Origin of the sequence: Actinomyces sp. AC-20-1, from assembly GCF_023369555.1 — a bacterium.
Taxonomy (GTDB): Bacteria; Actinomycetota; Actinomycetes; order Actinomycetales; family Actinomycetaceae; genus Actinomyces.
Genome location: NZ_JACJVC010000014.1, coordinates 23546 through 50119 on the forward strand (window position 1 = coordinate 23546; position 26574 = coordinate 50119).

Here is a 26574-nt window from a genome sequence, read left to right on the forward strand (position 1 = left end):
TCATGCGACGCTGAGCCGCGCCGTGAGCGCACCGGGGCGGGGCCCGGACCGAGGATCGACTCGGTCCGGGCCCCGCCCCACGCGTGTGGCGTGCGCGCGCACGCCGTGCTAGTCATGTGCGTGGCAACCGCGTCGTGAGGAGGCACCATGAGTGATCCCCGCCTGCCCGAGGCACCCGTGCCGCCGGACTCGTGCGTGCTGGGCGTCGGCACCGACCTGGTGCACGTGCCCGCCTTCGCCCACCAGCTGACGATCCCCGGCACGGTCTTCGCCGAGCGGGCCTTCACCGCCCGCGAGCTGCGTGAGGCGCGTCGACGCTCGGACGCCACCGGCTCCCTTCAGGCGGAGCACCTGGCCGCCAGGTGGGCGGCCAAGGAGTCGCTCGTCAAGGCCTGGTCCCAGGCCGCCAACGCGCTGGCGGAGCGGGCGGTGCCCCCGGCCCTGGCCCCCGAGCGCCTCGACTGGCGCCAGATCGAGGTCATCGGCGACCGCTGGGGCCGCCCGGAGCTGCGGCTGACGGGCGAGGTGGCGGCCGCCGTCGAGGAGGGACTGGGCCGGGGGACGGCCACAGCTGGCCGCTGGCCGGTGTCCCTGACCCACGACGGCGACTGGGCCGCCGCCATCGTCCTGTGCACGCGGGCCGCCGCTGTTCCTGTCGCCGGTGGGGGCGGCGGCCGGTAGGCTCGTCGCGCGGCGTCGACACGGGTGCCGGCGCGCCACGGGCCCGAGCCGGGCGGGACGTCACAGGAGAGGCCACACATGGACCACACGACCACCCAGGACGCGGTCACCGACCTCCTCAGCCGCGTCCCCACCGGGATCTTCCTCAACGGCGAGTTCACCGAGTCCTCCTCCGGTGAGCGCTTCGACGTCCTCAACCCCGCCACGGGGGAGGTCCTCACCACGGTGGCCAGCGCCACCCCCCAGGACGCGGCCACCGCCATGGACCAGGCCGTGGCCGCCCAGAGGACCTGGCAGTTCACCTCCCCGCGCGAGCGCGCCGACATCCTGCGCCGCGCCTTCGAGCTCGCCACCACCACCTACCGCAAGGACCTGGCCCTGCTCATGACCCTGGAGATGGGCAAGCCGCTGGCGCAGGCCGACGGCGAGGTCACCTACGGCGCCGAGTTCCTGCGCTGGTTCGCCGAGGAGGCCGTGCGCGTGCGCGGCGACTACTTCCGCCTCCCCGAGGGCCACCTCCAGGCCGTCGTCGTGCGCCGGCCCGTCGGCCCCTGCCTGCTCATCACCCCGTGGAACTTCCCCCTGGCCATGGCCACCCGCAAGGCCGGTCCCGCGCTCGCCGCCGGCAACGTCGCCATCCTCAAGCCCTCGAAGGACACCCCGCTCACCTCCCTGCTCTTCGCCCGGATCATGTCCGAGGCCGGGCTGCCCGCCGGGGTCCTGTCCGTCCTGCCCTCCGAGCGCAACCGCGAGATCACCGGACCGCTCATCCAGGACCCGCGTCTGCGCAAGGTGTCCTTCACCGGCTCGACCCCCGTGGGCCGGGCGCTGCTCAAGGAGGCGGCCGACAACGTCCTGCGCACCTCCATGGAGCTGGGCGGCAACGCCCCCTTCATCGTCTTCGAGGACGCGGACCTCGACGCCGCCGTCGAGGCCGCCCTCGTGACGAAGATGCGCAACATGGGCCAGGCCTGCAACGCCTCCGACCACTTCCTCGTCCACGAGTCCGTCAGCGAGGACTTCGGCCGCCGCCTGGCCGAGGCCCTGGCCGCCCAGCGCGTCGGCGACGGTACCGAGGAGGGCGTGGACATCGGCCCGCTCGTCTCGGCCCGTCAGCGCGACGCCATCGCCGCCATGGTGGACGGGGCGCTGGCCTCCGGCGCCCGGGCGCTCACCGGCGGCCGGGTGCCCGAGGGGCCCGGCTTCTTCTACCCCCCGACGATCCTGGTCGACGTCGACCCGCGCACCGACATCATCCGCGAGGAGATCTTCGGCCCCATCGCCCCCATCGTGCCCTTCTCGACCGAGGAGGAGGTCATCGCCCTGGCCAACGACGACTCCGTGGGCCTGAGCGCCTACGTCCACACCACCGACATGGCCCGCGTCATGCGGCTGGCCGAGCGCCTGGAGTTCGGCATGATCGGCGTCAACTCCGCGACGATCTCCAACGCCGCGGCGCCCTTCGGCGGTGTCAAGCAGTCCGGCATGGGCCGTGAGGGCGGCAAGGAGGGCATCGAGGACTACCTCGAGACCGTCTACGTCGGCGTGCCCGCTCCCGACTTCCTGCCCTGACCCGCCCCGGCACGTGGGCAGGGCCTGGTGGCCGACGGCGACTGACCCGTCCACGTGCCGGACCAGCGGGCCCGGGCTCGGGCAGCGGCGCGATGTCGGCATATCCTTGGCGCTCCCCGAGTTCCCGCAGGAGGTCCCATGACGGACACGACGTTCCAGGCCATCGCGATGATCATCTACTTCGTCGCGATGCTCGCCATCGGGTGGTGGGCCTACGGGCGCAACGACGACCTCGACGACTACATGCTCGCCGGGCGCGGGCTCGGCCCCGTCGTCACCGCGCTGTCCGCCGGCGCCTCCGACATGTCCGGTTGGCTGCTCATGGGGCTGCCCGGGGCGCTCTACCTCACCGGCGTCGTCGAGGGGTGGATCGCCGTCGGGCTCACCATCGGGGCCTGGCTCAACTGGAGGTACGTGGCCCCGCGCCTGCGCACCTACACGGAGGTGGCCAGCAACTCCATCACCGTGCCGTCCTTCCTCGACAACCGCCTGCACGACCCCCGCCACCTGCTGCGCTGGGCCAGCGGCCTCATCATCCTCGTGTTCTTCACCTTCTACGTCTCCAGCGGCATGGTCTCCGGCGGCACCTTCTTCGAGTCCTCCTTCGGCATGGACTACCGCCTCGGACTCACCCTCGTCGCCGGGATCACGGTGGTCTACACCCTCGTAGGAGGCTTCCTCGCCGTGTCCTACACGGACCTCGTCCAGGGGCTCATGATGGTCGCGGCGCTGCTGGCCGTGCCGGTCGCGGGCGTCATCCACCTCGGGGGAGTGGGGGCCACGCTCGACGCCGTCGCCGCCGTCGACCCCGCCTACTGGGCCGTCGTCGGCCCCTCCACCTCCCTCATCGGCATCGTCTCGGCGCTCGCCTGGGGGCTGGGCTACTTCGGCCAGCCGCACATCATCGTGCGCTTCATGGCCATGCGCTCACCCCAGGAGGCCAGGGCTGGGCGCATGGTCGGCATCGGCTGGATGCTCTTCGCCTGCGCCGGCGCCGCCGGCACGGCCGTCATCGGCGTGGCCGTCTACCAGCGCGACGGCGGGGCGCTGGCCAACCCGGAGACCGTGTTCATCAGCCTCGGCCAGCTGCTCTTCCACCCCTTCGTCGCGGGCTTCATGCTCGCCGCCATCCTGGCCGCCATCATGTCGACGGTCGCCAGCCAGCTGCTCGTCACCTCCTCGGCCCTCATCGAGGACCTCTACCTCCAGGTGACCCACCGGGAGGTCTCCCAGCGCCGGCTGGTGATGTACTCGCGCTTCTCGGTGCTGCTCGTCGCCGTCGTCGCCGCCGCGATGGCCTGGACCCCCAACGACACGATCCTCGCCCTCGTGGCCTTCGCCTGGGCGGGCTTCGGGGCCTCCTTCGGTCCCACCGTGCTGCTGTCCCTGTACTGGAGGCGGCTGACGCCCACCGGGGCCCTGGCCGGCATGGTGACGGGTGCGGTCGTCGTCATGGTGTGGGGCAACCTCGACGGGGGTGTCTTCGACCTCTACGAGATCCTGCCCGGATTCGTCGCCAACCTCCTCGTCGCCCTGACCGTCTCCCGTGCGGGCACGGTTGACCCGCAGGTCGGGGCCGAGTTCGACGAGGCCGTCGCCGTCGCCAATGGCACCGCGTCACTGGAGTACTGACCGCACCGGCACGGGGCAGGCAGAAGTGGGGAAGAATGACAGCGAGCAAGATCCAGGAGGGACAGCATGCCTGAGCACGACGCCCAGATGACCGAGATGGAGAAGCTAGAGGCGGGCCTGCCGTACCGCTACGACGACCCGGCGCTGGCCCGGTTGAAGGACACCGCGTCCCAGCGCTGCGCGAGGCTCAACGCCATCGACCCCCTGGACGCGGCCGCACGTGAGGCCGCTGCGCGTGAGCTCCTCGGCCAGGCGGGCGACGAGCTCGACATCCAGCCCGGGTTCCATTGTGACAACGGCCAGAACATCCGCGTGGGCAGGCGCTTCACGGCGAACTTCAACGTGACCATCCTCGACGGCGCACCCGTGACCTTCGGGGACTACTGCATGGTCGGCCCCGGCACGCTCATCGCCACGACGGGCCACCCGCTCAAGGCGCAGGGCAGGCGTGAGCGGCTCGCGGTCTCCGAGCCCATTACGGTAGGCGACGACGTGTGGATCGGCGGCAACTGCGTCATCACCGGGGGCGTGGCCATCGGCAGCAACGTGGTCGTGGCCGCGGGCGCCGTCGTCACCAAGGACGTGCCCGACAACTGCGTGGTGGCCGGAGTCCCCGCGCGGGTCATCAAGCAGCTGGGCTGAGCACCAGGCGCGGGCCTACAGTCCCAGGAGACCCCGGTAGACCCGCTCGTCATCCGCCGAGAACACGTTGAAGACCACCCTGATACCCGTCTCGTGAGCGCCGAGCCACGTGCGCACGGTCTCGACGGCGATGGGAGCGGCCTCGTCCTGCGGAAAACCGAACACGCCCGTGCTGATGCCGCAGAAGGCGATGGACCGCAGCCCCTTGGCGGCGGCGAGGTCGAGGCAGCTGGTGTAGCAGGAGGCCAGCTGCCTGCGGTGGAGGTCGGTGGGGTGCCCATTGGCGATGGGGCCGACTGTGTGGATCACGTGCCTGCTCGGCAGGTTGTAGGCGGATGTGATCTTGGCCGTGCCCGTCGGCTCCTCGTGGCCCTGCGCCCGCATGAGTCGGGCGCACTCCAGGCGCAGCTGTGTGCCGGCGAAGGTGTGGATGGCGTTGTCGATGCAGTGGTGCCCCGGTGCCCAGCAGCCGAGCATCTGGCTGTTGGCGGCATTGACGACGGCGTCGACGGCGAGGGTGGTGATGTCTCCGCGCCACAGCAGCAGGCGGTCGTCATGGGGGCTTGCCTGGGCGTCTGCGAGCGTGGCGGTGCCCGCCTCCTCGATCATTGAGCGCAGCAGCTCGTCCTGCATGGCGAGGCGCTCGACGTCGGCCGGTGCGGGCGGCCGGGTGTTGACGAGGGCGCGGAAGACCGTCCAGAGGTCGTCCGCGCTCGTGGCTGCAGGAGGCTCGGTGCCGCGCTCCAAGCACAGTGCTCGGACCAGCTCGGTCAGAAGCGTTGTCCTACGGTCGGCTGTCATGCAGGTGGTCCTTTCCGACGGCGGCCGCGAGCCCGCTGAGCACCTGGTCGATGTCGGCGTCGACGAGGATGGAGCGGTCCCGGATCTGCGCCGGGGCACCGGTCTCGCCCAGGTTGACGCAGGCGTAGACCGCGAGGGGATTCGCATAGGTTGAGCGCCAGAACGGGTACTTGATGATGGCCGGTGTGTTCGCACCCACGCCGAGCTCTAGGTAGAGCACCGTGTTCTGGCCGTGCGCCTGGAGGAACTGCCGGTAGCGTGACGCCGCCTCGTGCCAGCCGGTGTCCTCGACGAAGGTGTCGTCCGCGCGCAGGTTCATCGTCATGGGTCTGCCGCACACGGGGCAGTGCGGGACCAGCTCGTGCGGAACCGTCATGAGCAGATCCCCTTCGGGCAGCACGAGGGCGCCGTCCTCGGCGATCGAGAAGCCCTGCGCCTCGATCATCTGCCGCACGGTCTCACGGTTGTCGTAGGTCCTGTGGTGGCAGGGCTTGCTGCACTGCCACAGTCCGTAGTCGCCCTGGGTGTAGAAGAGACGGTCCTTGGGGAACCCGGCCAGCTGGAGCTGGTGGTCGACGTTGGTGGTGAGCACGAAGAAGTCGCGCCCGTCGAGCACGGCCAGCAGCGTGCGGTAGGTGTCCTTGGGCGCCGGGGCGTAGCGGTTGCACCAGATGTGGCGGCTCCAGTACGCCCACTGCTCCTCGGGAGCCGGGAAGGGGATGAAGCCCGCCGAGTACATGTCCCTCAGGCCGTACCTGTCGATGAGGTCGGCGAAGAGCCGTTCGAACCGCTCACCCGAGTAGGTCAGGCCCGCTGCGGTGGACAGGCCTGAGCCCGCACCGACGACGACGGCGTCGGCCTGCTCAAGGGCGTGTGCCAGCTCGGCGACGGCCTGGTCGAGTCCGGTGTCCGTCATGATCCTTCTCTCCCGGGGCTCCCTCTCACAGGGCGTGTGCAGGGCAGGGACCGCCACGGATACGGTGCAGCACCGTCGCCCCACAACCAGGTACCTGTCTGCCATGCTCATCGTATGGCAGGCACGACGACCGATGCGGATACCGCCTTGCGCAAGGTGACGGAGACCGCCGAGCGCGAGCAGCGCCTTGCCAGGTTGCGCGTTGAGATGGATGCCGGCCCTCCCGACGCTGAGTACATGGCCGAGCGGGCGGACTGGGAGTCCGACAGATGGATGTGACGCCACGTCCACTGTCAGGCGAGGTCTGGTGGGCGAGACCCGACCCATCCGTCAGCAGAGAGCTGACCGGCCGCAGGCCCGTCCTCGTCGTGTCCAACGAGCAGTACCACCAGGTCGTGACGACGCTCGTCATCACAGTGCCCTTGACGACGAGGGACCGGGGCTGGTCCAACCATGTTCTCGTGGGTGCTGAGAGCGGTCCGGGGCGCCCATCCTTGCTGACAAGACGAGCACAGTGTGCTTCGTTCGTGTCAGAGGTGGGTGACAGACTGCGCACGTACCACGCCACGTGGCGGCGGACCAACGATGAGGTCCGCAAGCTCATGTCAGGCTCAGGCATCGCGAAGGGACGACGAGTACCCAAGCCCGCCACGGTATCTGTCATGCGCCGACAGCCAATTTACACTTATGCACGTAAGTGTCACGCAATAGGGAGAGGGTGACAGATGACCGTCGTGCCGAACTGGCCCGCCGTCGCCTGGGAGACCCTGCCCTGGCGCAGCCGCTATCCACAGGCTCTCACCGCCCGCCAGCGCGCGGCGCAGCCCACCACCTACCGGAGCTCCATCGTTCCTCCGATTCGTCATAGCGATCCTGTTGTTCCCGCTGAGCTTCTGGCACAGGAGGCTCAGGCCATCGCCGAGGTCACTCGTTTCAACGCTGCTGTGGGTACGACTCTGCTTCCATGGACGAGTCTCCTCCTTCGCTCGGAGTCGTCGGCCTCCTCCCGCATCGAGCGCCTGACGTCCTCCGCCCGCAAGGTCTTGGAGGAGGAGGCCTTCGGTGGGACAGGCGGGAACGCGACCGCCGTCGTTGCCAACGCCCGGGCAATGCGCGCAGCGACCACCCAGACCGCTGACCTCGACCTTCCCCGCCTCCTGGAGATCCACCACTGCCTCATGTCCCGCACCGCACCCGGTATCGCGGGACGCCTGCGTACCGAGCCGGTGTGGATCGGAGGCTCGGACCTCGCTCCTGTCGGAGCCCTCTTCGTGCCCCCGGCACATACCCGGGTTCCAGACGCTCTCGAGGACCTCCTGACCTTCTGCCGCCGCGGCGACCTGCCCCCTCTCACACGCATCGCCATCGCCCACGCCCAGTTCGAGACCATTCACCCGTTCGTCAACGGCAACGGCCGCACGGGCCGGGCCCTCATCCACATCCTCTTGCGGCAGGCAGGCCTGTCAGTCCACGCGCCCTTGCCGCTCTCCGCCGTCCTGCTCGCCGACACCCCGAGCTACTCCCGCACCCTCGACGCCTACCGTGACGCCGACCTGGTGCCCGTCATCGCACTGACGATCCGTGCCGCTCAGGAGGCCGCCCGACTGGGCACCACCGCGGGCAGCGCGCTGGCCCGTGTCCACGACGGCTGGACCACCCGGCTCACGGGCCGGGCAGGAACCCCCGACCGGGCACTCGCAGACCTCCTTGTCAGCCGCCCCGTGCTTGACGTCGCGACGGCCGCCGGAGAGCTCGGCGTCTCCGCGCAGGCCGCTAGACGGGCCTTCGCCCGGCTCGAGGAGGCCGGCATCGTCGTCGGCTACCAGATCAGCCGAGGACGACGCGCCTGGCGCGCCCCGGGCATCCTCGACCTCATGGACAGCGTCACCGACGGCCTCCTGCGCGCCCTATGGCACCTGCCGCGAAGCCGGCCCTACCCAGATCACGGTGCTATGTCAGCATCAGTTCTGCTGGGCTCGAGCACGTATACCCGCGGCCCAGGCTGTGGTGCGTGCCTTGATCTCGTCGAGCTCACGTGCTGTTACCGAGTACACGCGCACTTCTTCGGTCTGAATGCGCTCCACCTTCTCAAGAATGTGGGCGAACCAGACCGTATCGAACCCTGCGTCGGCCTTCCGCGCGAGGTCCACAAGCTCCTCGTCGCTGTACGTTCCGGAACGACGGATCGCATCCACGTCGAGGTAGTCACGAGTCTCACCGCGTGAGAACAAGGCGCCAATCTTGTTGCCGACCGCGTCCTCGATATCCAGCAACGGCCCGACCTCTAGCCGCCGTATGGGCGGATGCGCCCGCCAGTCCACACCAAGGTCCATGGCGGTGAGGTGTCCTTGCGCGTCGATGATGGTGAGCTGGGCGAACATCTCGTACCGCCTGAGGACCTCCGTGGTGTAACCAGCCGCGCTCAGTGCGGCGATGACCCGGTTGACCGAGGCGCCGAACTGAGCAGGGGACCCTCAGTGGTGAACAGGTCCACATCCTCAGTGGGCCGGTCGATGAGCCCGTGCTCACGGATCGCTCCGGATCCGGCGAGGGCGAGACCGGAGCCGTCGCCAGCGGCCTCGAGAGCAAGACGCGTGATGCGCCGCTGCTCTTCCGGGTCCCGGCTCACACAGCCACCCGAAGCTGGGGGAAGCGGCCCTCCCACAGACTGCGCACCCGCGGGTCCATGTTGAGAACCGGCCAGGACTCGACAAGCCGCTCCCGGTTCATCACGTGGCGCTGCTCGTCGACGGTGCCCTCGGCGAGCAGCGCCTGGTACGCCATACGCCGCCAGCCCGGATTGGACACATCCACACCGAGCCGGTCGGCCTGCCAGCGCACGGAGTGGGGCAGGTCAACCAGTCCCTCGTACGGCCCTTGCAGCTCGTCAAGCGACAGCGGCGCCTCAATGGGCTTGATGTCGCGGAAACGCACCCGTCCCGTCACGTCATCGCTCATTCGCCGCCCACCTCCTGCGCCCGGGGTCCCGAGCCCCAGGGTACGCCGCTCAGTTGCCCGCTCCACCGTCACCAGCTAGCCTCCTGCCAGAGCACGTGCTCCGGGGTCGGTGAAATTCCGAGCCGGCGGTCATAGTCCGCGACCCGCGCACACGCCCCGTCGGGGTGCTGTGAGCGGCTGAGCTGGTGGAACTCCAGCACCGACGGTGAGAGTCCGGATGGGAGGAGGCACGAGACGCGATCGGCGTCCCGACGTCGAGGACGCCCGCCGCACGCACCGTGCGCGGGTGGCCCCACGGGAACGCGGGCGCGCCGCGCGGGCGATAGCACGCCCGTCATCCCGGAGCCGCCCGGGGCACCCGTCCCGGGGGAGCACCGGGAGGACCCGTGGGCAGCACCCCCCACCACGCCGACCCTGACGCCCTCGCGTCCGCCTCGGCCGCTGGGCGCGCCACTCGCCGCCCCGGCCCCCTGCCCGCCCTCCTCCTCGGCGCGGGCGTGCTCGTGCTGTGGTGGGCCGTCACCGTCGCGGCGGTGGTGCCCGCGGTCCTCCTGCCCAACCCGCTCGACGTCGCCCGCCGCCTGTGGCTCGCCGTCACCCAGGGCGGCGTCCTGGCCTACGCCGGGGTGACGCTGCGCGAGGCGCTGCTCGGCTGCCTGCTCGCCGCCGTCGCCGCCCTCCCGCTGGCCTGGGCCCTGTACCGCTGGCCCCTGTTCAGCCGCACCGTCCTGCCCTATGTCGCCGCCTCCCAGGCCGTGCCCGCGATCGCCGTCGCCCCTCTGCTCGTCCTGTGGATCGGCTACGGGACGTTCCCGGTCGTCGTCCTGTGCGCCTTCATGGTTTTCTTCCCCATCACCGTCTCCGTCCTGCTGGGCCTGAGGGGCCTGGACACCGACGTCATCGACGCGGCCCGTCTCGACGGAGCCCACGGCGTCACGCTCCTGGCCTACATGGAGCTGCCCATGGCCCTGCCGGCGGTCCTCGCCGGGCTGCGCACCGGCTTCACCCTGTCGGTCACCGGCGCCGTCGTCGGCGAGATGACCATGGGGGGCGAGGGGCTGGGCATGGTCCTGTCCCACCAGCGCGACAGCGTGGACACCACGGGCCTGTTCTCCACCATCGTCCTGCTGTGCCTCATGGCGACGTCGATCCACTGGTGCCTGCACGAGCTCGAGCGGCGCAGCCGCGTCGTCTCCGCCATGCGCGGGCGCCGTGCCACCTGAGACCAGCGCTCCCACCCCGACCACCGTCCCGGCACCCACCCAGCCTCCGCTCCGCCCCCGAAAGGACCATCATGACCCCGCGCCCCCTCCTCACCCGCCGCACGCTCCTGACCGCGGCGCTCGCCACCGCGCCCGCCGCCCTGCTCGCCTCCTGCTCCTCAGGGACCGCCTCACGGCGTGAGGACGCCTCCGCGGCCGCCGGCCTCGTCATCGGCATGACCTACACGCCCAACGTCCAGTTCGCCCCCTTCTACATGACCGCCGACGCCGGCAGGTACGCCGAGGGGGTGAGCCTGCGCCACCACGGCGCCCAGGAGGGGCAGTTCGACGCCCTGCTCGCCGGCACCGAGCACCTCGTCGTCGCCTCCGCCGACGAGGCCGTCGTGGCCGCCTCCCACGGCAGCGACCTCGTCGTCGTCGGCGGCTACTACCAGCGCTTCCCCGGCTGCGTCATCGTCCCCGAGGACTCCGGCATCACCACCCTGGCGGACCTCAAGGGCCACAGCCTCGGCCTGCCCGGCCGGTACGGGTCCACCTGGTTCACCGTCCAGCTCGCCCTGGAGACCGCCTCCCTCAGCGAGTCCGACGTCGACATCCAGGAGATCGGCTACACCCAGCAGGCGGCCCTGGTCGGCGGCAAGGTGGACGCCATCGCCGGCTTCACCAACAACGACGCCGTCCAGCTCGCCCAGAACGGACTGGCGGTGCGCACGATCGACGTCGCCCCGCAGGTCCCGCTGGTCGGCGCCTCACTCGTCACCACCCGGGCCCTGCTGGAGGCCCGTCGCGACGAGCTCGCCGCGGCCGTGGCCGCCTCGGTGGCCGGCATGGAGCTCTTCGTGTCCGACCCCGACGGCGCCGTCGAGGCCACCCGCTCCTACGTCACCGACCTCGTCGACGGCACCCAGGCCGCCCACGCCCGTGAGGTCGCCGTCGCCACCGCCGCCCTCGTCAAGCCCGACGCCGACGCCGTCGTCGGCGCCCTCACGCCCGAGCACGTCGGGGAGATGATCGACTTCCTCGCCGGCCACGGCCTGCTGGGGGAGACCACGCCCGCCACGGACGAGGTCTGCGACCCGCTCACCTGAGCAGGCGGGGCCGGCCTCGTGCGCACCCGGCCCCGGCAGGCCCCGGTCGGGTGCGCACCCGCCTCAGAGGCGGCAGGCCAGCAGCGAGGAGACGAGGATGGCGCGCGCGCCCACCTCGTAGAGCTCGTCCATCACCCGGTTCATGTCCCTGCGCGGCACCATGGCCCGCACCGCCACCCAGTCGGGGTTCTGCAGCGGCGAGACGGTCGGTGACTCGATCCCGGGCGTGATCGCCGTCGCCAGGTGCAGGTCGTTCATACGCACGTCGTAGTCGATGAGCACGTAGGAGCGCGCCCGCATGACGCCCTCCAGCCGGCGCACGAGGGTGGCCAGGCCAGGCTCCTCACGGTAGCGCTCGGTGGTGATGAGGACGGCCTCGCTGGCGAGGATCGGCTCACCGAAGACCTCCAGTCCCGCGGCGCGCAGGGTCGTGCCCGTCTCCACCACGTCGGCGATGAGGTCCGCGACACCGAGCTGGACCGAGGACTCCACGGCGCCGTCGAGGTGGACGGTGGAGGCCTGGACGCCCTGGGCCTCGAGGTAGTCGCGCACGAGCACGTCGTAGGAGGTCGCCACGCGCCTGCCGGTGATGTCGTCGAGGCTGCGCATCGTGCCCGTCGGGGCGGCGAAGCGGAAGGTGGAGCGGGCGAAGCCGAGCGGCAGGTGCTCGACCGCCTCCACGCCGGAGTCGAGCAGCAGGTCGCGTCCCGTGATGCCGGCGTGGACGGTGCCCTGGCCGACGTAGACGGCGATGTCCCGCGGGCGCAGGAAGAACAGCTCGACGTCGTTGTCCTGGTCGACGAGGACGAGCTCGCGGCCGGTGCGGCGTGTGCGGTAGCCGGCCTCCTTGAGCATGGTGGTGGCGGGCTCGGACAGGGACCCCTTGTTGGGGACGGCGATGCGCAGCACGAGGGCGCTCCTTGGGTCGGTCAGGTACGGGTCAGGGGAGGGGCGGTGGTGGCGTTCCGGGGGGGGGTCAGAGGTAGCGGTAGACGTCCTCGAGGGTGTAGCCCTTGGCCACCATCATCACCTGCGCGTGGTACAGGAGCTGGCTCAGCTCCTCGCAGGCGGCCTCGTCCGACTCGTGCTCGCAGGCCATCCAGGCCTCGGCGGCCTCCTCGACCAGCTTCTTGCCAATGAAGTGCACGCCCCGGTCCAGCTCCTCGACCGTGCCGGAGCCCTCCGGTCGGGTCGTGGCCTTGTGCTGGAGCTCGGCGAACAGGTCCTCGAAGTTCTTCATGGCCGCAGGCTAGTGCACGCCGGCGCCATGGCCTCGTCCCGTCCCAGCCAGCAGGCTCGCGGCGTGGCGCCCCGCCGCCGCGGCCGTGAGGAAGGCCGTCCGGTCCGCGTCCAGGCTCCGGCCCATCGTCGACAGCCGCACGCCAGTCGCCGCCTCCATGCGCGTCAGGGCCTCCATGAGGCCGTCGAGGGCGACGTCGACGCGCCGGTGCTGCGCCCCCACCGCCCGCGGCGCGCACAGCCTGCGCGCCTGCGCCAGGACCTGCTCGCCCAGCGGGCCCTCGAGCAGCGGCACCGCCACGTCCGCGGCGGCCAGCGCCACGCGCCCGTAGGCCGTGAGCGAGTGGTGGGAGACGCCCCGGTGGCGCTCACGCGCGTCGGCCTCGGACACGCGCAGGCAGGCGACGGGCCGTCCGCCGAGCACGGCCACGGCGTTGACCGCGTCGCCGCAGGCCACCCCGGAGAACCCCCAGGGCGTGTCGGTGCCCAGGTTGCCCGGTCCCTGGGCGACGACGACGACCTCCGCGCGCAGCACGTGCCGGGCGGCGAGGAGCGCGTTGTGAAGGCTCACGGCCTCCAGGTCCCCGCCCCACGCCTGCCCGGCCGTCACCGTCCCGACGAGCCAGCCGGCCTCGCGCAGCAGCGCGACGGTGCGCGAGTAGGCCAGTGGCAGGGCGCCGCCGTCGGTCATGACGTACACGGTGCGGGGCCCCGGCGCGTCCTCCCCGCGGCCCCCCGCAGCGCTGCGCAGGCCGGCGAGCACCGCCGGCAGGCTCGAGTGCAGGTCGGCGACGACGACGGGCGCCCCGTCGAGGTGGAGCGTGCCCACCGGCCGGGAGAGGACCTCGTGGTGCGCTGCGCCCTGCTCGTCGGCGCCGGCGACCATCACCTGGTCGGGCATGTACCGGGCCTTGACGAGGTGGCCCTCGCAGGGGGCGTCGGCGGCCAGCACCGACAGCCGGGCCGTCACCATCGCGTGCCCACCGGTGCCCAGGCCGCGGTCGAGGGCCGAGACCTCCAGGCGCACCCGCTCACCCGGCTCGGGCACCCCGGTCACCTGCTCGTAGGCGATGGCGCGCAGGACCTGGCCGGGTCCCAGGCACCGGGCGCCGGCGGGGGCGGCGCTCACCCGCACCTCCAGCTCGGCGCAGGAGCGGCCGGCCGGCCCCCACGCGCTCCGCAGGGAGAGCACCTCGCCGTCGCGCCACATCATGGCCACAGCCTACGGTGGCCCTAGTCTGTGCGCGTGAGCAGCAGCGTGTCCCAGGTCCCGGCCGAGGAGCGGCAGGTCAACCTCCTGCTGGCCCTGCGCCACACCCGCCACGGCATGAGCGCCACCGAGGTCATCAGCAGGGTCTGCGGCTACGACCCCGACGGCGGCGACCGGGCCCGGCGCATGTTCGAGCGTGACAAGGACGTCCTGCGCTCCATCGGCGTCCCCCTCGTCGTGGAGAGTGTGTCCGGTGAGCCCTGCTACCGGGTGGACGAGGACCACTACGTGCTGCCGCCCCTGCGCCTGGAGGCCGCCGACGTCGCCGCCCTGGAGCTGGCGGCCTTCGCCTGGCGGGACGGCACCCTGCCCCAGCCCGCCCGGCGCGCCCTGACCAAGCTGCTCGCCGTCGCCCCCGCCCGCACGGGGGACGAGGTTCTGCCGGACCTCAGCATCGACCTGGCCGGCCAGGACGTGCCGGCCGTGCTGCTCACCGCCGTCGAGGAGCGCCGCCTGGTCTCCTTCGACTACCTCTCCGCCCGCACGGGCACCGTGCGCCACCGGATCGTGGAGCCGCACGGCCTGCGCCTGAGCGAGGGCGCCTGGTACCTCGACGCCCGCGACACGCGCCTCACCCCGGCCTCGGGCACGGGACCCACCAACAGCGCCTGCGGCGCCGGCAGCGCCGCAGGCCCCGATGACGGCCACCGCGTCTTCCGCCTGGCGCGCCTGCGGGGCGAGGTGAGCGTGGTGAGCGGGCCCGGCGCCTTCGCCCCCGACCTGCGCCCCGAGGCCGGCGGCGGGGCGCGCGCCACCGCCGTGCTCGCCCTCGCCCCGGGACGGGCCCACGCCCTGCGCCGGCGCGGGCGGGAGCCCGGTGCCCGGCCCCGGTGCCAGGGTCCCGAGGGCTGGGACGTCGTCGCCGTCGCCTACGAGGACCTCATGGTCCTGGCGGGCAGCCTCGCGGCCCTGGCGGACGCCGTCGTCGTCCTCGAGCCCGAGACCCTGCGCGAGGCCGTCCTCGACCACCTGCGCGGTGCCGCCGCGCTCGCCCAGGAGCAGGAGCGGTGATGGCCCGTCCCTCCTCCACCGACCGCCTCCTGCGGCTGCTGGCCCTGCCCGCCTGGGTGTCCGACCACCCCGGGGCGACGCTGGCCCAGGCCGCCGCCCAGTTCGGGGTCACCGAGGACCAGCTGCGCCGCGACGTCGAGACCCTGTGGGTCTCCGGGCTGCCGGGAGGAACCCCGGACCTCCTCGTCGACTTCGACGCCGACCTGCTCGACGAGGGCCGCCTGCGCCTGACCGAGCCGCTGGGCCTCGACCGCCCCGTCACCCTCACCCGGGAGGAGGGCACCGCCCTCCTGCTCTCGCTGCGGGTCCTCAGCCGCCTCCTGTCGGCCGTCCCCGGCGCCACCGCGCCCCTGCGCCGCGCGGAGCAGGCCCTGTCCCACGTGCTCGGGGCCAGCCCGCAGGCCGTGGCCGAGACCGAGGACCCGGTGCTCGCCGCTGTGACCCGCGCCCTGGCCGAGGGACGGCGCCTGCACCTGGTGTACGCCTCGGCCACCGACGAGCGCAGCGAGCGCGACGTCGACCCCTTCGAGATCGTCTCCGACGGCTCCCACCTGTCCCTCAGGGCCTGGTGCACGCGCCGGCGCGCCGAGCGCACCTTCCGCCTCGACCGGGTCCTTCTGGCCACGGTCACCGACCAGGCGGCGGCCCCGCACCGGCGTCTGCGCGCCCAGGGCCTGGAGCGCCTGGCCCACCGCCAGGAGGCGGAGACCGCTGAGCTCCACCTGGCGCCGGCCGGCCGCTGGCTCGTGGAGCAGGCCGGCTGCGAGCAGGTCGAGGAGCACCCGGACGGCACGCTCACCGCCACCGTGCGCGGACGCAGCCGCGAGTGGCTCGTGGGCCTCGTGCTCAGTGCCGGGCGCCACGTCCTGGACGTCAGGCCGCCCTGGCTGCGCGAGGAGGCCGCCGCCCGCGCCCGGGCCGCCCTCGCCCTCGCGCAGGGAGAGCCGGCCCGCACCACGGGCTCCGCCTGCGCCCCGGGCGCCGGTGCCGGGCACCCGTCCTGAGGACTCGTGGGCCCCCTCCGGCTCGCTCACAGGCAGTGGTCACGCGCCTACGCCGAGGGTGGAACAGGACCATGGGTGCGCAGGCGCCTTCACGACGTGCCGTTAGACTCTCACTCGTCTCATCGGGCCGAACCCCACATTGGAGTAGTGCTGTGAAGTTCTCACCCACCCACATCGTCGTCCTCCTCGTCCTCGTCCTGCTCATCTTCGGAGCCGGAAAGCTCCCGGAGATCGCCGGCTCCATCGGCAAGTCGATGAAGGTCTTCAAGAAGGAGGTCAAGGAGCTGCGCGAGGACGACCTCGGCACCACCGCGACCCCCGCCCCGCCGGCCCAGATCCAGCAGCCGCAGCAGGGCACCTACTACACGCAGCCGACCCAGGCCGGCCAGGCCGCTCCGCAGCAGTACACGGACGGCACCACCCCGCAGGCCTGAGCCCCGTCGAGCGTGACGGCGGGGGCGGTGCCGTCAGCGGTGACGGCACCGCCCCCGCACTCGCGCACCACCACGTGAACCCGGACAGGAGCAGGTCATGGCCAAGGAGCCGAAGGTCGGCAAGCCGACCAGCCGCAAGGACAACCCCGAGGCGATCATGTCCATCGGGGACCACCTGCGCGAGGCGCGCAACCGCCTGTTCATCTCAGCGGTGGGCGTGCTCGTCATGGCGGTCGTCGGCTACATCGTCTACGACGAGGTCTTCTCCCTCATCACCCGTCCCATCGAGGTCGCCAACGCCAACGGCGCCAGCATCTCGATGAACTTCGACACCGTCCTGTCCTCCTTCGACATGAGGCTCAAGGTGTCGATCTGGCTCGGCGTCCTGTTCTCCTCGCCCCTGTGGATGTACGAGTTTTGGGCCTACGTCGGCCCCGGCATGACCCGCAAGGAGAAGCTCTACACCTGGGTCTACGGCGTCGTCGGCCTCGTCCTGTTCACCTCGGGCGTCGCCCTGGGCGCCTGGATCCTGCCCCACGCGGTCTCCATCCTCACCGGCTTCATCCCCGACTCCGGCACCGGCTTCATCCAGGCCACCCTCTACCTCAGCTTCGTCATGAGGCTGCTGCTCGTCTTCGGCATCGCCTTCCTGCTGCCCGAGCTGCTCGTGGCCCTCAACCGCCTCGGTCTGGTCAAGGGCACGACGATGATCAAGGGCTGGCGCTGGGCCGTCCTCGCGATCTTCACCTTCATGGCCTTCGCGAACCCCCTTCCGGACCCCTGGTCGATGATCCTCATGGCGCTGCCGATCACCGGCCTGTACTTCCTCGCCTGCTTCATGTCGATCAGCCACGACAAGCGCGTGGCCCGGCGCCGCGCCAAGGAGGACGCCGAGCTCGACGCGGCCCTCGCGGACACGCCCGCCGCCCCGGCCCTTCCCGCCTCCGGCACCGCCTCAGGGAGCACCCCTCAGCTGCCGGCCGCCACGAGCGGGTCCTGACCCGGGGCGGTGCCCGCCGCGCCCCAGGTGCTCCCGCCCCTCCCCACCCTCCCGACCCGGCTGAGAGACCTCATGCGCATCGCCCTCGCCTCCAACCCGAGCGCCGGGCACGGCCGCCACACTCACGCGGCCGAGCTCGCCCGCACCGGGCTCGTGCGCCGCGGCCACGACGTCCTCGTCGTCACCGCCAGCTCCTACGACGCCACCCGCGAGGCCGCCACCGCCCTGCTGGAGAACCACGAGCTCGACGCCCTCGTCGTCGTCGGCGGGGACGGCATGGTCCACCTGGGACTCGACGTCGTCGCCCTCACCGGCGTGCCCCTGGGCATCGTCGCCGTCGGCACCGGCAACGACGTCGCCCGGCACTACGGCCTTCCCTCCAGGGACGTCGAGGCCTCCCTCGACGTCATCGACACCGCCCTGCGCGCCGGGCACGTCGTCGGCGCCGACGCCATCCACGTCACCCGCCCCGACGGCACGCCCGTCGCCCCCGAGCACGAGTGGTGCATGGCCACCGTCGGCACCGGCGTCGAGGCCGCTGTCAACGCCCGCGCCAACGCCCTCGTGTGGCCGCACGGGGAGGCCCGTTACACCGTCGCCGTCCTCGGCGAGCTGGCCCGCCTGCGCCCCTACGGCTACCGCGTGACGACGGACTCGGGCACCTGGGAGGGCGGCGCCCTCATCCTCACCGCGGCCAACACCCGCTACATCGGCGGCGGCATGGACCTGGCGCCCCGGGCCAGCACCACCGACGGCCTGCTCGAGGTCCTGCGCCTGGACCCCCTGCCGCGCACCGGCCTGCTGCGGCTCCTGTCCAAGGTCTTCACCGGTGGGCACCTCGGCCACCCGTCGGTCCACGCCGAGCGCACCCGCACGGTCGTCATCGAGGCCCTTGAGGGTCCCGGGCTGCGCCTGCCCCCGCACCCCATGGCGGACGGGGAGCCCCTGACGCCACTGCCCCTGCGCCTGGAGGCCGTTGCGGCGGCCGTGCGCGTGCTCGTGCCGGCACCGGCCGACGAGGACGCGAGCGGGACGGCCCCCGGGGACGCCAGCGCCTGACAGCCTTCCGGCCCCGCGTAGGGTGGGGCTCATGACACCCTCGGCCTCCGAGCGCTACGCCGCCGCGCGCCGCCGCCAGGCCGCCGCGCGCACGGAGCTCGCCCGCTTCTCCGCCGGGTACGACTTCCCCCTGGACGACTTCCAGGTCCGCGGCTGCCAGGCCCTTGAGCGCGGCGAGGGCGTCCTCGTGGCCGCCCCCACCGGCGCCGGCAAGACCGTCGTCGGGGAGTTCGCCGTCCACCTCGGGCTGGCCAAGGGGCTCAAGACCTTCTACACCACGCCCATCAAGGCCCTGTCCAACCAGAAGTACCTCAACCTCGCGGACCGCTACGGCGAGGACCGGGTCGGCCTGCTCACCGGCGACACCTCCCTCAACCCTCACGCGGACGTCATCGTCATGACCACCGAGGTCCTGCGCAACATGCTGTACTCGGGCTCGCGCGACCTCGACCGCCTCGGCTTCGTCGTCATGGACGAGGTGCACTACCTCGCGGACCGCTTCCGCGGCCCCGTGTGGGAGGAGGTCATCATCCACCTCGCCCCGCAGGTGCAGGTCGTCTCCCTGTCCGCCACAGTCTCCAACGCCGAGGAGCTGGGGGACTGGCTGGGGCACGTGCGCGGCACCACCGCCGTCGTCGTCTCCGAGCACCGGCCGGTGCCCCTGACCCAGCACATGATGGTGGGGCGGCGGCTGCTGGACCTGTACACGGTCCCCACCGGGGCCCTGGGCTCCGACGACGTTGCGCAGGAGCCTGCCCGGGAGGGTGCCCCGGCCCCCGGGCTGCCCCCGCTCAACCCCGAGCTGCTCAAGGCCGTGCGCAGCGCCCGGCGCGCAGCGGCCGCGGGCTCCTCCTCCACGCAGGCGCGCGGGCACCAGCAGCCGTGGAGGCGGGGCCGGACGGCGGGTGGCCGGGCCCCGCGCCGGGGGGAGGGCGGTGCCCGCGTCGCGCGCCTGCGCCCGCCCTCGCGCCTGAGCGTCATCGACGCCCTCGAGGGCGCACGCCTCCTGCCCGCCATCGTCTTCATCTTCTCGCGCGCCGGCTGCGAGCAGGCGGTCTCCCAGGCGGTGGCCGGGGGAGTGGACCTCACCACCGAGGCCGAGGCACGCAGGATCCGCGAGGTCATCGAGCGGCGCACCGCCGAGGTGCCCGTGGCGGACCTGGCCGTCGTCGGCTTCCACGCCTGGGCCCACGCCCTCGAGCGCGGCGTCGCGGCTCACCACGCCGGCCTGCTGCCGGTGTTCAAGGAGACCGTCGAGGAGCTGTTCAGCGCCGGCCTGGTCAAAGTCGTCTACGCCACCGAGACCCTCGCCCTGGGCATCAACATGCCCGCGCGCACCGTGGTCCTGGAGTCCCTGCGCAAGTGGAACGGCTCCGCGCACGTCACCCTCACGCCGGGGGAGTACACCCAGCTCACCGGCCGTGCGGGCCGTCGCGGCATCGACGTCGAGGGCCACGCCGTCGTCCTGGCCGCCGACGACGTCGACCCCTCCCTCGTGTCCTCCCTCGCCTCGCGGCGCACCTACCCGCTCGTCTCCGCCTTCCGGCCCACCTACAACATGGCCGTCAACCTCCTGGGGCGCTCGACGTGCCGGCGCGCCCGGGAGGTCCTGGAGTCCTCCTTCGCCCAGTTCCAGGCCGACCGCGGGGTGGTCGAGCTCGCCGCCCAGGCCCGGCGACGGCGCCGCTCGCTCGCCGGCCTGGAGGAGCAGATGACCTGCCACCTGGGGGACTTCCGCGAGTACGCCCTGCTGCGCCAGCGCATCGCCGACGCCGAGGCGGACCTGTCCCGGCGCAAGCGCGCCTCGCGCCGGGCCGGTGCCAGCCGCGAGATGTCCGCCCTGCGCAGGGGCGACGTCATCGTCTTCCGCAAGGGGCGCCGCTCGCGCCACGGCGTCGTCCTGGCGGTGGGCGAGGACCGCACCGGGACGCCCGCCCTCACCGTCCTGGCGGAGGACTCGCGCGTCCTCACCCTCAGCCCGGACACGGTGCCCGACGGCGTGGTGCGCGTCGGCGCGTTGCGCGTGAGCGAGGGCGTGGACGCGCGCCGGCCGCGCGAGAGGGACCGCCTGGTGGGCAGGCTGGTGGAGGCGCTGCGCTCGGGCAGCCTGGAGCAGGAGGATCGCAGACGCCACCGGAGCCGCGGGGGAGAGGACGCCGACGGGACGGGCGGCGCGCAGGAGCGTCTCGAGGCGCTGCGCCACGAGATGCGCGCCCACCCCTGCCACGCCTGCCCCGACCGCGAGGAGCACGCCCGGGTGGGACGCGCCTGGTCCAAGGCCCTGGCGGAGGCGGACCGGCTCCAGGCCCGGATCGAGTCGCGCACCGGCACGATCGCCCGGGTCTTCGACGCCGTCTGCCAGGTCCTGCTCGAGCTGGGCTACCTCGAGCCCGTCGACCGCGCCCACCCGGAGCGCGAGCTGCGCGTGACCGCCGCCGGGCGCCTGCTCTCGCGCGTCTACGCCGAGCGCGACCTGCTCGTCGCCGAGTGCCTGCGCCGGGGCGTGTGGGACGCCCTGGGCCCCGCGGAGCTCGCCGGGGCACTGTCCGCCTGCGTCTACGAGCCTCGGGCCGCCGCCCAGGGCCTGTGGCTGCCGGTGGCCCCGGGCACGGCCCTCGGTGCCGCGCTGCGTGCTGAGGCGCAGGTCTCGCGGCGTCTCAACGACCTGGAGTCCCTCATGCGGCTGCCGGCGTCCTCGGGCGCCGAGCCGGCCCTGGCCGGGGCCGTCGAGGCCTGGGCCCAGGGGGCGGGCCTGGCCCACGTGCTGGAGGACTCCGAGCTCACAGCCGGGGACTTCGTCCGGTGGGTCAAGCAGCTCCTCGACCTGCTTGGCCAGCTCGCGAGCCTGCCTCCCGACCCCCAGGACGCCGCCCTGGGCGCCGGCGTCGCCCACCTGTCGGTCACGGCCGCTGAGGCGGTCCTGGACATCAGCCGGGGCGTGGTCGCCTGGTCCTCGGTATGAGCCCGTGGCGGTGCGAGCAGCTGTGCGAGCGCGGGCCCGCCGGACGGTAGGCTCCTGGGCGCCCGCGCCGGCGACGGCGCCCCTCTCACCTCAGGAGCTCGTGTGACCGGATCCCTCGGCCGCCTCACCCGGTTCGCGACCGGCCTGGCCTCCGGCCTGCTGCTGTGGACGGCCTTCCCTCCTCACGACCTGTGGCTCGCCGCCCCCGTGGCGCTCGCGCTGCTGGCGCTGGCGACTCGCGGCAGGGGCGCGCGCGAGGCCGCGGTCACGAGCCTGCTCTTCGGCGCCGGGCTCTTCGCCCCGCTGCTGCACTTCACCCGGGTCTCGATGGGCCACCCCATCGGCTGGGTGGCCCTGACCGTCGTCGAGAGCCTCTACCTGGCCGCGCTCGGCTGCGCCTGGGCACTGGTCTCGCGCAGCGGCCCGCTGGTGGCCGGGCGATGGGCGCCCGGCGCGCGCGCCGTGGCCTTCGCGGTGCTGTGGTGCGGGGTCGAGGAGCTGCGCTCGAGCTGGCCCTGGGGCGGTTTCCCCTTCGGCCGGCTCGCCTTCGCCATGGCGGACTCGCCGTCGCTGCCGCTGGCCGCCTACGGCGGCTCCGTGGGGCTCAGCCTGCTCGTCGCGCTGGTCGGCGGGTGCCTGGCCGAGGCGGTGCTCGCTCTGCGCGGGCGCCGTCTGCTGGGGGTGCTGGCCGCCGGCGCCTGCGCGGGCGTGCTCCTGCTCGCCCCGCTGGCCCTGCCGCTGCCCTCGGCGGCGCAGGACGGCACGATGCGCGTCGCGGCCGTCCAGGGCTCGGTGGCCCACGACGAGGAGGCCTTCGCCCGCGCCCTGGAGGTCACGAGCAACCACGCGCAGGCGACCCTCGACCTGGCGCAGGAGGTGGGGGAGGGGGGCGTGGACCTCGTCGTGTGGCCGGAGAACGCCGCCGACCTCGACCCCAGGGGGTACTCGGCCAGCGCGGTGCTCGTCGAGGGCGCGGCACAGGCCGTGGGGGCCCCCGTGCTCGTCGGTGCCGTCCCCTTCGCGGACGGTGCGCGCTACAACGACGTCGTCGTCTGGACCCCCGGCCAGGGGGCGGGGGACTACTACCGCAAGCACCGTCCCGTGCCCTTCGGCGAGTTCATCCCGCTGCGCCCTCTCGTGCGCGCGGTCACCGACCAGGCCGACCGCATCGGCACGGACATGGTGGCCGGCACGGGCCCCCACACGCTGACGGTGCGGGCCGCCGCCCAGGACCGTGACGTCGTCGTGGCCCTGGGGATCTGCTTCGAGGTCGCCTACGACGACGTGCTGCGCGCCGGTGTGCTCGAGGGCGGCAGCCTCATCGTCATCCCCACCAACAACGCCTCCTTCGTGGGCTCCTCGGAGTCCGAGCAGCAGCTCGCCCAGGGGCGGGTGCAGGCGGTCGTCCACGCCCGCAGCGTCGTACAGGTCTCGACGGTCGGTGTCACGGCCGTCATCGGCCCCCGGGGGGCGGTGGTGCAGCGGCTCGACGACGGCGTGCAGGGCGCGCTCGTGGCCGACGTGGGGCTGCGCCACCACGTCACCGTGGCCGACCGTCTGGGTGCGTGGCCCGGCAGGGCGGTCCTGGTGGGAGCGGGGCTGCTGGCCGTCGCGGGTATCGTGTCCCACGCGCGTGCACAGGTCCGGCGCCGTCGCCGGTCCGGCCGCTGACGCAGGAGGAGAGTGCTGTGAGGACCGTCGTCGTCATCCCGACCTACAACGAGATCGAGTCCCTGCCCGGTGCGCTCGAGCGCGTGCGCGCCGCGGCGCCGCAGGCCCACGTCCTCGTCGTCGACGACTCCTCACCGGACGGCACCGGCGCCTTCGCGGACGCCCGGGCCGCGGAGGACGACCACGTCCACGTCCTGCACCGTCAGGAGAAGAACGGCCTCGGCCCCGCCTACCTCGCGGGCTTCGCCTGGGCGCTGGACGCCGGCTACGAGCTCGTCGTCGAGATGGACGCGGACGGCTCGCACCGCGCCGAGGACCTGGCACTGCTCCTCCAGCGCGCCCAGATGTCGGACGCCCCGGACCTCGTCATCGGCTCGCGCTGGGTGTCGGGGGGCGCCACCGAGGGCTGGGACGCACGGCGCGTGGCCCTGTCGAGGGCGGGCAACCTCTACATCAACGCGATGCTCGGCACGCGCGTGAAGGACGCGACGGCGGGCTTCCGCGTCTACACGGCCTCCGTCCTGCGCCGTCTGGACCTGTCGCGGGTCGAGGCCCTGGGCTACGGCTTCCAGGTCAACATGACGCTGCTGGTCGAGGAGGCGGGTGGTCGGGTCGTGGAGATGCCGATCACCTTCGTTGAGCGCGAGGCCGGCCGGTCCAAGCTCTCGGGAGGCATCTTCACCGAGGAGCTGGCCCTGGTGACCAAGTGGGGGCTGCGCCGTCGCGCCGCCCAGCTCGGCGGCCTGGTCCAGCAGGTGCGTGAGCGGGCCGCCCGGCGCTGAGGCCCGGTGGGGGCCCGGGACGGGGCGCCCGGTACCACTCACATGCGCCGCGGCCGGCCCCTTTCCCGGGGCCGGCCGCGTGCTGTGTCGTGATGTGCGGGGGAGCGGGCTCCTCAGAAGCGCTGGCGGTAGATCTCGCCCGAGCGCAGGAGCTCGAGCCGCTCCTCCAGGAGGACCTTGAGCTCGTCGAGGGAGCGGCGCTCCAGGAGCATGTCCCAGTGGGTGCGCGGCGCCTTCTTGGGCTCGTCCGACTCCGGCTCCTCCTCGCCGCGCAGGTTCGCGGTCTGGCCGCACTCGGGGCACTCCCAGGTGGGCGGGACCTCCGCCTCCAGGGCCATGGGCACGGTCGTCATGTGGGCCATCGGGCACTCGAAGGTGACCATCTGGCGCTCGGCGAACTCGACGCCCTCCTCGGACTCCATCGACTTCGCGCCGATGGTCATGCCACGCAGTGCGCGGTCTGCCATGCTGTTGCCTCTCCTCGAAGATCATCGCCGGCCCCGCGGCCCAGGAGGCGGCACGGGGACCGGTGGCTGCAACGCTCCCGCCGTCCGGTTTGTTCCTGGCGGGGCGCGCGCCCGTCCGGAGGGTGAGTCTACCGGCTGCGCGGCGGTGCCCCGCCCACGGCGTTGCGGGACCCGTGGGGCTCTTGGACGGCGCGCACGGGCGACGGGCAGGCATAATCACCCCATGGCCACCAAGCGCATCGGGATCCTGACCGCCGGCGGAGACGCCCCTGGACTCAACGCGGCGATCCGCGGCTTCGGCAAGGCGGTGATCCAGGAGCACGGGTGGGAGCTCATCGGCTTCCGAGACGGCATGCGCGGTCTGGCTGAGAACCGCTTCATGCGCCTGGACTCCGCCTCGCTGTCCGGCATCCTCACCACCGGCGGCACCCTGCTGGGCACGAGCCGCGACAAGGTCCACCGCATGGTGGTCGACGGCGAGGAGCGGGACATGGTGCCCACCATCGTCGAGAACTACGCCCGCAACGAGCTGGACGCGCTCGTGTGCCTCGGTGGGGGAGGCACGGCCAAGAACGCCCGCCGGCTCATGGACGCCGGGCTCAACGTCCTCCACCTGCCCAAGACGATCGACAACGACATCGTCGAGACGGACTCGTCCTTCGGCTTCTCCACCGCCCTGGAGATCGCCACGGAGGCGGTGGACCGGCTGCACTCGACGGCCCACTCCCACCACCGCATCATCCTCACCGAGATCATGGGGCACCGGGCGGGGTGGCTGGCGCTGGGCGCCGGCATCGCCGGGGGAGCGGACGTCATCCTGCTGCCGGAGATCCCCTACGACGTCGACGCCATCGCGGCCAAGATCGAGCGGCGCCGCTCGCACGGCTCCTCCTTCTCCGTGGTCGCGGTCGCCGAGGGGGCGCTGTCGCGTGAGGACCGTGAGGAGATCAACCACGCGCAGGCCCTGGTGAAGGAGGCGTCCTCGCCGGAGTCGAAGGCGGCGGCCAAGCGGGGCGTCAAGCGGCTGGAGGCGTCGCACCGGGCGAACACCTTCACGCTGGCGGGCCAGCTCGAGGAGCGCACGGGCCTCGAGGCCCGGGTGACGATCCTGGGCTACGTCCAGCGCGGCGGCACGCCGAACGCCGCCGACCGCCTGCTGGGCACCCGCCTGGGCGTGGCCGGGGCGCGGGCGATCGCCGACGGCAGCTTCGGTGTCATGGTGGCGGACCGTGGTCACGGCACGGAGCTCGTGCCGCTGCGCCGGGTGGCGGGCAAGGTCAAGTACGTGCCGCGTGACCACGAGTGGATCGAGGCGGCGCGCGCCGTCGGGACGGCGCTGGGGGACTGAGCGCCTCCTGCGCGAGGGCGGCGCGGGGTGGTTGGATACCCCTATGAGCAGCAACGTCGCCTCCTCTCCGTCCGTTGAGACCGTCTACCTGCGTCCGCTCCGTGACGACGACGCCGAGGCCGTGCGCCGTGCCTTCACGGGCTCCTCGGGGATGTCGCTGGAGGGCAGCGTGGTGGACCTCGAGTCGGCACAGACTTATGTCAGAACGCGTGCGGACGCCGGGTCGCCCCTGCACGGCTGGGCCATCGTGGGAGGCGACGACGTCCTCATGGGGCTCGTGTCCGTCGCCGCGGACGAGGACAACGGCACGGGCGCGCTCAGCTTCTGGATGGGCGACGACTACCGCGGCCGCGGGCTGACCCGCCGCGCGGTGGCGACGGTGGCGGACTGGGCGCTGGCCGACGACGGCCTGGTCCTGGACCGTCTCGAGCTCGAGCACGTGGCCTCGTACCGTCACGCCGGCAACATCGCGCGGGCCGCGGGCTTCCTGCAGGAGGGCCTGCTGCGCGAGGCGCGCGTCGTCGAGGTGCACGACGGCGAGGACGTGGTGCTCGTGCGCGAGGACGTCGTCGTCTACGGCCGTCTCAAGGACGACCCGGAGCCGATTGTCGCGCGCCTGCGGATGCGCGAGGGCTGAGAGGGCCGGCGCCGGCGCCTCGGCAGCCCCTTCCCGCGCACCTCACCCCATTCGCCGATAATGCACATTATGTCATTACGGCGTGGCGGAGAGGCTCGGACAGGCGCTGCCCGGACGGCAGGCGCCCTCCCCTCACGACGACGGCCCGGTCGCGAAGCCCTCTCACGTGCCGGTCGC

General features: G+C 72.7%; 26 protein-coding genes and 1 riboswitch. Of the genes, 19 read left to right on the top strand and 7 right to left on the bottom strand.

The features are described 5' to 3' along the window. Positions 1 to 147 precede the first annotated feature (147 nt). The 4 genes from acpS to H6X67_RS08600 all read left to right on the top strand — a co-directional run bounded on the left by acpS (position 148) and on the right by H6X67_RS08600 (position 4527). Positions 148 to 681, top strand: a complete 534-nt coding sequence (gene acpS / locus H6X67_RS08585; RefSeq protein ID WP_249369114.1) for a holo-ACP synthase AcpS — start codon at positions 148 to 150, stop codon at positions 679 to 681. Between the two features lie 78 nt (positions 682 to 759). Continuing rightward, entirely contained in the window at positions 760 to 2253 is a 1494-nt protein-coding gene (locus H6X67_RS08590) for an NAD-dependent succinate-semialdehyde dehydrogenase (RefSeq protein WP_249369113.1), read from the top strand. Between the two features lie 138 nt (positions 2254 to 2391). Next, on the top strand, positions 2392 to 3885 hold the full coding sequence (putP, locus tag H6X67_RS08595) for a sodium/proline symporter PutP (protein WP_249369112.1): 1494 nt from the start codon (positions 2392 to 2394) through the stop codon (positions 3883 to 3885). Positions 3886 to 3951: 66 nt separating this feature from the next. Then, complete coding sequence (locus H6X67_RS08600; RefSeq protein ID WP_283251364.1) at positions 3952 to 4527, top strand: sugar O-acetyltransferase; 576 nt, start codon at positions 3952 to 3954, stop codon at positions 4525 to 4527. A gap of 15 nt (positions 4528 to 4542) precedes the next feature. Here H6X67_RS08600 and H6X67_RS08610 read toward each other — a convergent pair whose 3' ends face one another. Next, positions 4543 to 5328: a protein-ADP-ribose hydrolase gene (locus H6X67_RS08610; RefSeq protein WP_249369111.1), complete on the bottom strand. Its 786-nt coding sequence runs from the start codon at positions 5326 to 5328 to the stop codon at positions 4543 to 4545. Beyond that, positions 5312 to 6244 carry an SIR2 family NAD-dependent protein deacylase gene (locus H6X67_RS08615; RefSeq protein ID WP_249369110.1) on the bottom strand — a complete coding sequence of 311 codons (933 nt, stop codon included), beginning with the start codon at positions 6242 to 6244 and terminating at the stop codon, positions 5312 to 5314. Before H6X67_RS08615 ends, H6X67_RS08610 begins: the two co-directional genes overlap by 17 nt. A 114-nt stretch (positions 6245 to 6358) precedes the next feature. Here H6X67_RS08615 and H6X67_RS08620 point away from each other — a divergent pair, with 114 nt between their 5' ends. From H6X67_RS08620 to H6X67_RS08630, 3 genes are read left to right on the top strand one after another with little or no spacing between them, the layout of a single operon-like run. Beyond that, positions 6359 to 6523, top strand: a complete 165-nt coding sequence (locus tag H6X67_RS08620; RefSeq protein ID WP_249369109.1) for a hypothetical protein — start codon at positions 6359 to 6361, stop codon at positions 6521 to 6523. Continuing rightward, positions 6514 to 6966, top strand: a complete 453-nt coding sequence (locus H6X67_RS08625; protein WP_249369108.1) for a type II toxin-antitoxin system PemK/MazF family toxin — start codon at positions 6514 to 6516, stop codon at positions 6964 to 6966. Before H6X67_RS08620 ends, H6X67_RS08625 begins: the two co-directional genes overlap by 10 nt. A gap of 3 nt (positions 6967 to 6969) precedes the next feature. Next, positions 6970 to 8469 carry a Fic family protein gene (locus tag H6X67_RS08630; protein WP_249369107.1) on the top strand — a complete coding sequence of 500 codons (1500 nt, stop codon included), beginning with the start codon at positions 6970 to 6972 and terminating at the stop codon, positions 8467 to 8469. A gap of 400 nt (positions 8470 to 8869) precedes the next feature. Here the strand turns inward: H6X67_RS08630 and H6X67_RS08635 are convergent, their stop codons facing one another. Further along, entirely contained in the window at positions 8870 to 9202 is a 333-nt protein-coding gene (locus H6X67_RS08635; protein WP_249369106.1) for a transcriptional regulator, read from the bottom strand. 92 nt (positions 9203 to 9294) lie between these two features. Then, positions 9295 to 9436, top strand: a riboswitch (FMN riboswitch). Positions 9437 to 9588: 152 nt separating this feature from the next. Between H6X67_RS08635 and H6X67_RS08640 the strand changes: the two genes are divergently transcribed. Both H6X67_RS08640 and H6X67_RS08645 read left to right on the top strand, forming a co-directional pair. Beyond that, entirely contained in the window at positions 9589 to 10425 is an 837-nt protein-coding gene (locus H6X67_RS08640; protein WP_311765856.1) for an ABC transporter permease, read from the top strand. A gap of 71 nt (positions 10426 to 10496) precedes the next feature. Further along, on the top strand, positions 10497 to 11513 hold the full coding sequence (locus tag H6X67_RS08645; RefSeq protein ID WP_249375693.1) for an ABC transporter substrate-binding protein: 1017 nt from the start codon (positions 10497 to 10499) through the stop codon (positions 11511 to 11513). A gap of 63 nt (positions 11514 to 11576) precedes the next feature. On the opposite strand, the gene hisG is transcribed toward H6X67_RS08645, so the two are convergent. The 3 genes from hisG to H6X67_RS08660 all read right to left on the bottom strand — a co-directional run bounded on the left by hisG (position 11577) and on the right by H6X67_RS08660 (position 13965). After that, positions 11577 to 12422: an ATP phosphoribosyltransferase gene (gene hisG, locus H6X67_RS08650; protein WP_249369962.1), complete on the bottom strand. Its 846-nt coding sequence runs from the start codon at positions 12420 to 12422 to the stop codon at positions 11577 to 11579. Between the two features lie 67 nt (positions 12423 to 12489). Further along, positions 12490 to 12753 (bottom strand): phosphoribosyl-ATP diphosphatase, encoded by a 264-nt coding sequence (locus H6X67_RS08655; protein WP_249369782.1) that lies wholly within the window; start codon positions 12751 to 12753, stop codon positions 12490 to 12492. Positions 12754 to 12762: 9 nt separating this feature from the next. Beyond that, a complete protein-coding gene (locus H6X67_RS08660; RefSeq protein ID WP_249369785.1) occupies positions 12763 to 13965 on the bottom strand; it encodes a DUF3866 family protein in 1203 nt (400 codons plus the stop codon). Between the two features lie 33 nt (positions 13966 to 13998). Between H6X67_RS08660 and H6X67_RS08665 the strand changes: the two genes are divergently transcribed. The 8 genes from H6X67_RS08665 to H6X67_RS08700 all read left to right on the top strand — a co-directional run bounded on the left by H6X67_RS08665 (position 13999) and on the right by H6X67_RS08700 (position 23945). Beyond that, a complete protein-coding gene (locus H6X67_RS08665; RefSeq protein WP_311765864.1) occupies positions 13999 to 15033 on the top strand; it encodes a helix-turn-helix transcriptional regulator in 1035 nt (344 codons plus the stop codon). Continuing rightward, positions 15033 to 16037, top strand: coding sequence for a helix-turn-helix transcriptional regulator (locus H6X67_RS08670; protein WP_249369789.1), 1005 nt, complete (start codon positions 15033 to 15035; stop codon positions 16035 to 16037). Before H6X67_RS08665 ends, H6X67_RS08670 begins: the two co-directional genes overlap by 1 nt. A gap of 152 nt (positions 16038 to 16189) precedes the next feature. Continuing rightward, positions 16190 to 16471 (top strand): twin-arginine translocase TatA/TatE family subunit, encoded by a 282-nt coding sequence (tatA, locus tag H6X67_RS08675; protein ID WP_249369790.1) that lies wholly within the window; start codon positions 16190 to 16192, stop codon positions 16469 to 16471. Positions 16472 to 16568: 97 nt separating this feature from the next. Continuing rightward, positions 16569 to 17471, top strand: coding sequence for a twin-arginine translocase subunit TatC (gene tatC / locus H6X67_RS08680; protein ID WP_249369792.1), 903 nt, complete (start codon positions 16569 to 16571; stop codon positions 17469 to 17471). Between the two features lie 72 nt (positions 17472 to 17543). Then, positions 17544 to 18530 carry a diacylglycerol/lipid kinase family protein gene (locus tag H6X67_RS08685; RefSeq protein WP_249435507.1) on the top strand — a complete coding sequence of 329 codons (987 nt, stop codon included), beginning with the start codon at positions 17544 to 17546 and terminating at the stop codon, positions 18528 to 18530. 31 nt (positions 18531 to 18561) lie between these two features. After that, on the top strand, positions 18562 to 21492 hold the full coding sequence (locus tag H6X67_RS08690) for a DEAD/DEAH box helicase (protein ID WP_249368594.1): 2931 nt from the start codon (positions 18562 to 18564) through the stop codon (positions 21490 to 21492). A 102-nt stretch (positions 21493 to 21594) separates the two neighbouring features. Next, complete coding sequence (gene lnt, locus H6X67_RS08695) at positions 21595 to 23163, top strand: apolipoprotein N-acyltransferase (RefSeq protein ID WP_249368593.1); 1569 nt, start codon at positions 21595 to 21597, stop codon at positions 23161 to 23163. A 17-nt stretch (positions 23164 to 23180) separates the two neighbouring features. Then, positions 23181 to 23945, top strand: a complete 765-nt coding sequence (locus H6X67_RS08700) for a polyprenol monophosphomannose synthase (protein WP_249368592.1) — start codon at positions 23181 to 23183, stop codon at positions 23943 to 23945. Positions 23946 to 24058: 113 nt separating this feature from the next. Here the strand turns inward: H6X67_RS08700 and H6X67_RS08705 are convergent, their stop codons facing one another. Then, entirely contained in the window at positions 24059 to 24412 is a 354-nt protein-coding gene (locus tag H6X67_RS08705) for an RNA polymerase-binding protein RbpA (RefSeq protein ID WP_249368591.1), read from the bottom strand. 223 nt (positions 24413 to 24635) lie between these two features. Here H6X67_RS08705 and H6X67_RS08710 point away from each other — a divergent pair, with 223 nt between their 5' ends. Together H6X67_RS08710 and H6X67_RS08715 are read left to right on the top strand one after the other, a co-directional pair. Further along, the gene (locus H6X67_RS08710) at positions 24636 to 25760 is read left to right on the top strand and encodes a 6-phosphofructokinase (protein WP_249368590.1); all 1125 of its coding nucleotides are present in this window, start codon (positions 24636 to 24638) and stop codon (positions 25758 to 25760) included. A 43-nt stretch (positions 25761 to 25803) separates the two neighbouring features. Next, entirely contained in the window at positions 25804 to 26397 is a 594-nt protein-coding gene (locus H6X67_RS08715; RefSeq protein ID WP_249368589.1) for a GNAT family N-acetyltransferase, read from the top strand. Positions 26398 to 26574: the final 177 nt, after the last annotated feature.

Bases quoted from the DNA above. Each gene is read 5' to 3' on its own strand.
- H6X67_RS08705 (WP_249368591.1), bottom strand. From the start codon at position 24,412: ATGGCAGACCGCGCACTGCGTGGCATGACCATCGGCGCGAAGTCGATG.
- H6X67_RS08645 (WP_249375693.1), top strand. From the start codon at position 10,497: ATGACCCCGCGCCCCCTCCTCACCCGCCGCACGCTCCTGACCGCGGCG.
- H6X67_RS08715 (WP_249368589.1), top strand. From the start codon at position 25,804: ATGAGCAGCAACGTCGCCTCCTCTCCGTCCGTTGAGACCGTCTACCTG.
- H6X67_RS08625 (WP_249369108.1), top strand. From the start codon at position 6,514: ATGGATGTGACGCCACGTCCACTGTCAGGCGAGGTCTGGTGGGCGAGA.
- tatC (WP_249369792.1), top strand. From the start codon at position 16,569: ATGGCCAAGGAGCCGAAGGTCGGCAAGCCGACCAGCCGCAAGGACAAC.
- putP (WP_249369112.1), top strand. From the start codon at position 2,392: ATGACGGACACGACGTTCCAGGCCATCGCGATGATCATCTACTTCGTC.
- acpS (WP_249369114.1), top strand. From the start codon at position 148: ATGAGTGATCCCCGCCTGCCCGAGGCACCCGTGCCGCCGGACTCGTGC.
- H6X67_RS08710 (WP_249368590.1), top strand. From the start codon at position 24,636: ATGGCCACCAAGCGCATCGGGATCCTGACCGCCGGCGGAGACGCCCCT.
- H6X67_RS08615 (WP_249369110.1), bottom strand. From the start codon at position 6,244: ATGACGGACACCGGACTCGACCAGGCCGTCGCCGAGCTGGCACACGCC.
- H6X67_RS08590 (WP_249369113.1), top strand. From the start codon at position 760: ATGGACCACACGACCACCCAGGACGCGGTCACCGACCTCCTCAGCCGC.
- H6X67_RS08690 (WP_249368594.1), top strand. From the start codon at position 18,562: ATGACACCCTCGGCCTCCGAGCGCTACGCCGCCGCGCGCCGCCGCCAG.
- H6X67_RS08655 (WP_249369782.1), bottom strand. From the start codon at position 12,753: ATGAAGAACTTCGAGGACCTGTTCGCCGAGCTCCAGCACAAGGCCACG.
- H6X67_RS08670 (WP_249369789.1), top strand. From the start codon at position 15,033: ATGGCCCGTCCCTCCTCCACCGACCGCCTCCTGCGGCTGCTGGCCCTG.
- H6X67_RS08610 (WP_249369111.1), bottom strand. From the start codon at position 5,328: ATGACAGCCGACCGTAGGACAACGCTTCTGACCGAGCTGGTCCGAGCA.
- H6X67_RS08620 (WP_249369109.1), top strand. From the start codon at position 6,359: ATGGCAGGCACGACGACCGATGCGGATACCGCCTTGCGCAAGGTGACG.
- H6X67_RS08685 (WP_249435507.1), top strand. From the start codon at position 17,544: ATGCGCATCGCCCTCGCCTCCAACCCGAGCGCCGGGCACGGCCGCCAC.
- H6X67_RS08660 (WP_249369785.1), bottom strand. From the start codon at position 13,965: ATGATGTGGCGCGACGGCGAGGTGCTCTCCCTGCGGAGCGCGTGGGGG.
- H6X67_RS08635 (WP_249369106.1), bottom strand. From the start codon at position 9,202: ATGAGCGATGACGTGACGGGACGGGTGCGTTTCCGCGACATCAAGCCC.
- H6X67_RS08600 (WP_283251364.1), top strand. From the start codon at position 3,952: ATGCCTGAGCACGACGCCCAGATGACCGAGATGGAGAAGCTAGAGGCG.
- H6X67_RS08630 (WP_249369107.1), top strand. From the start codon at position 6,970: ATGACCGTCGTGCCGAACTGGCCCGCCGTCGCCTGGGAGACCCTGCCC.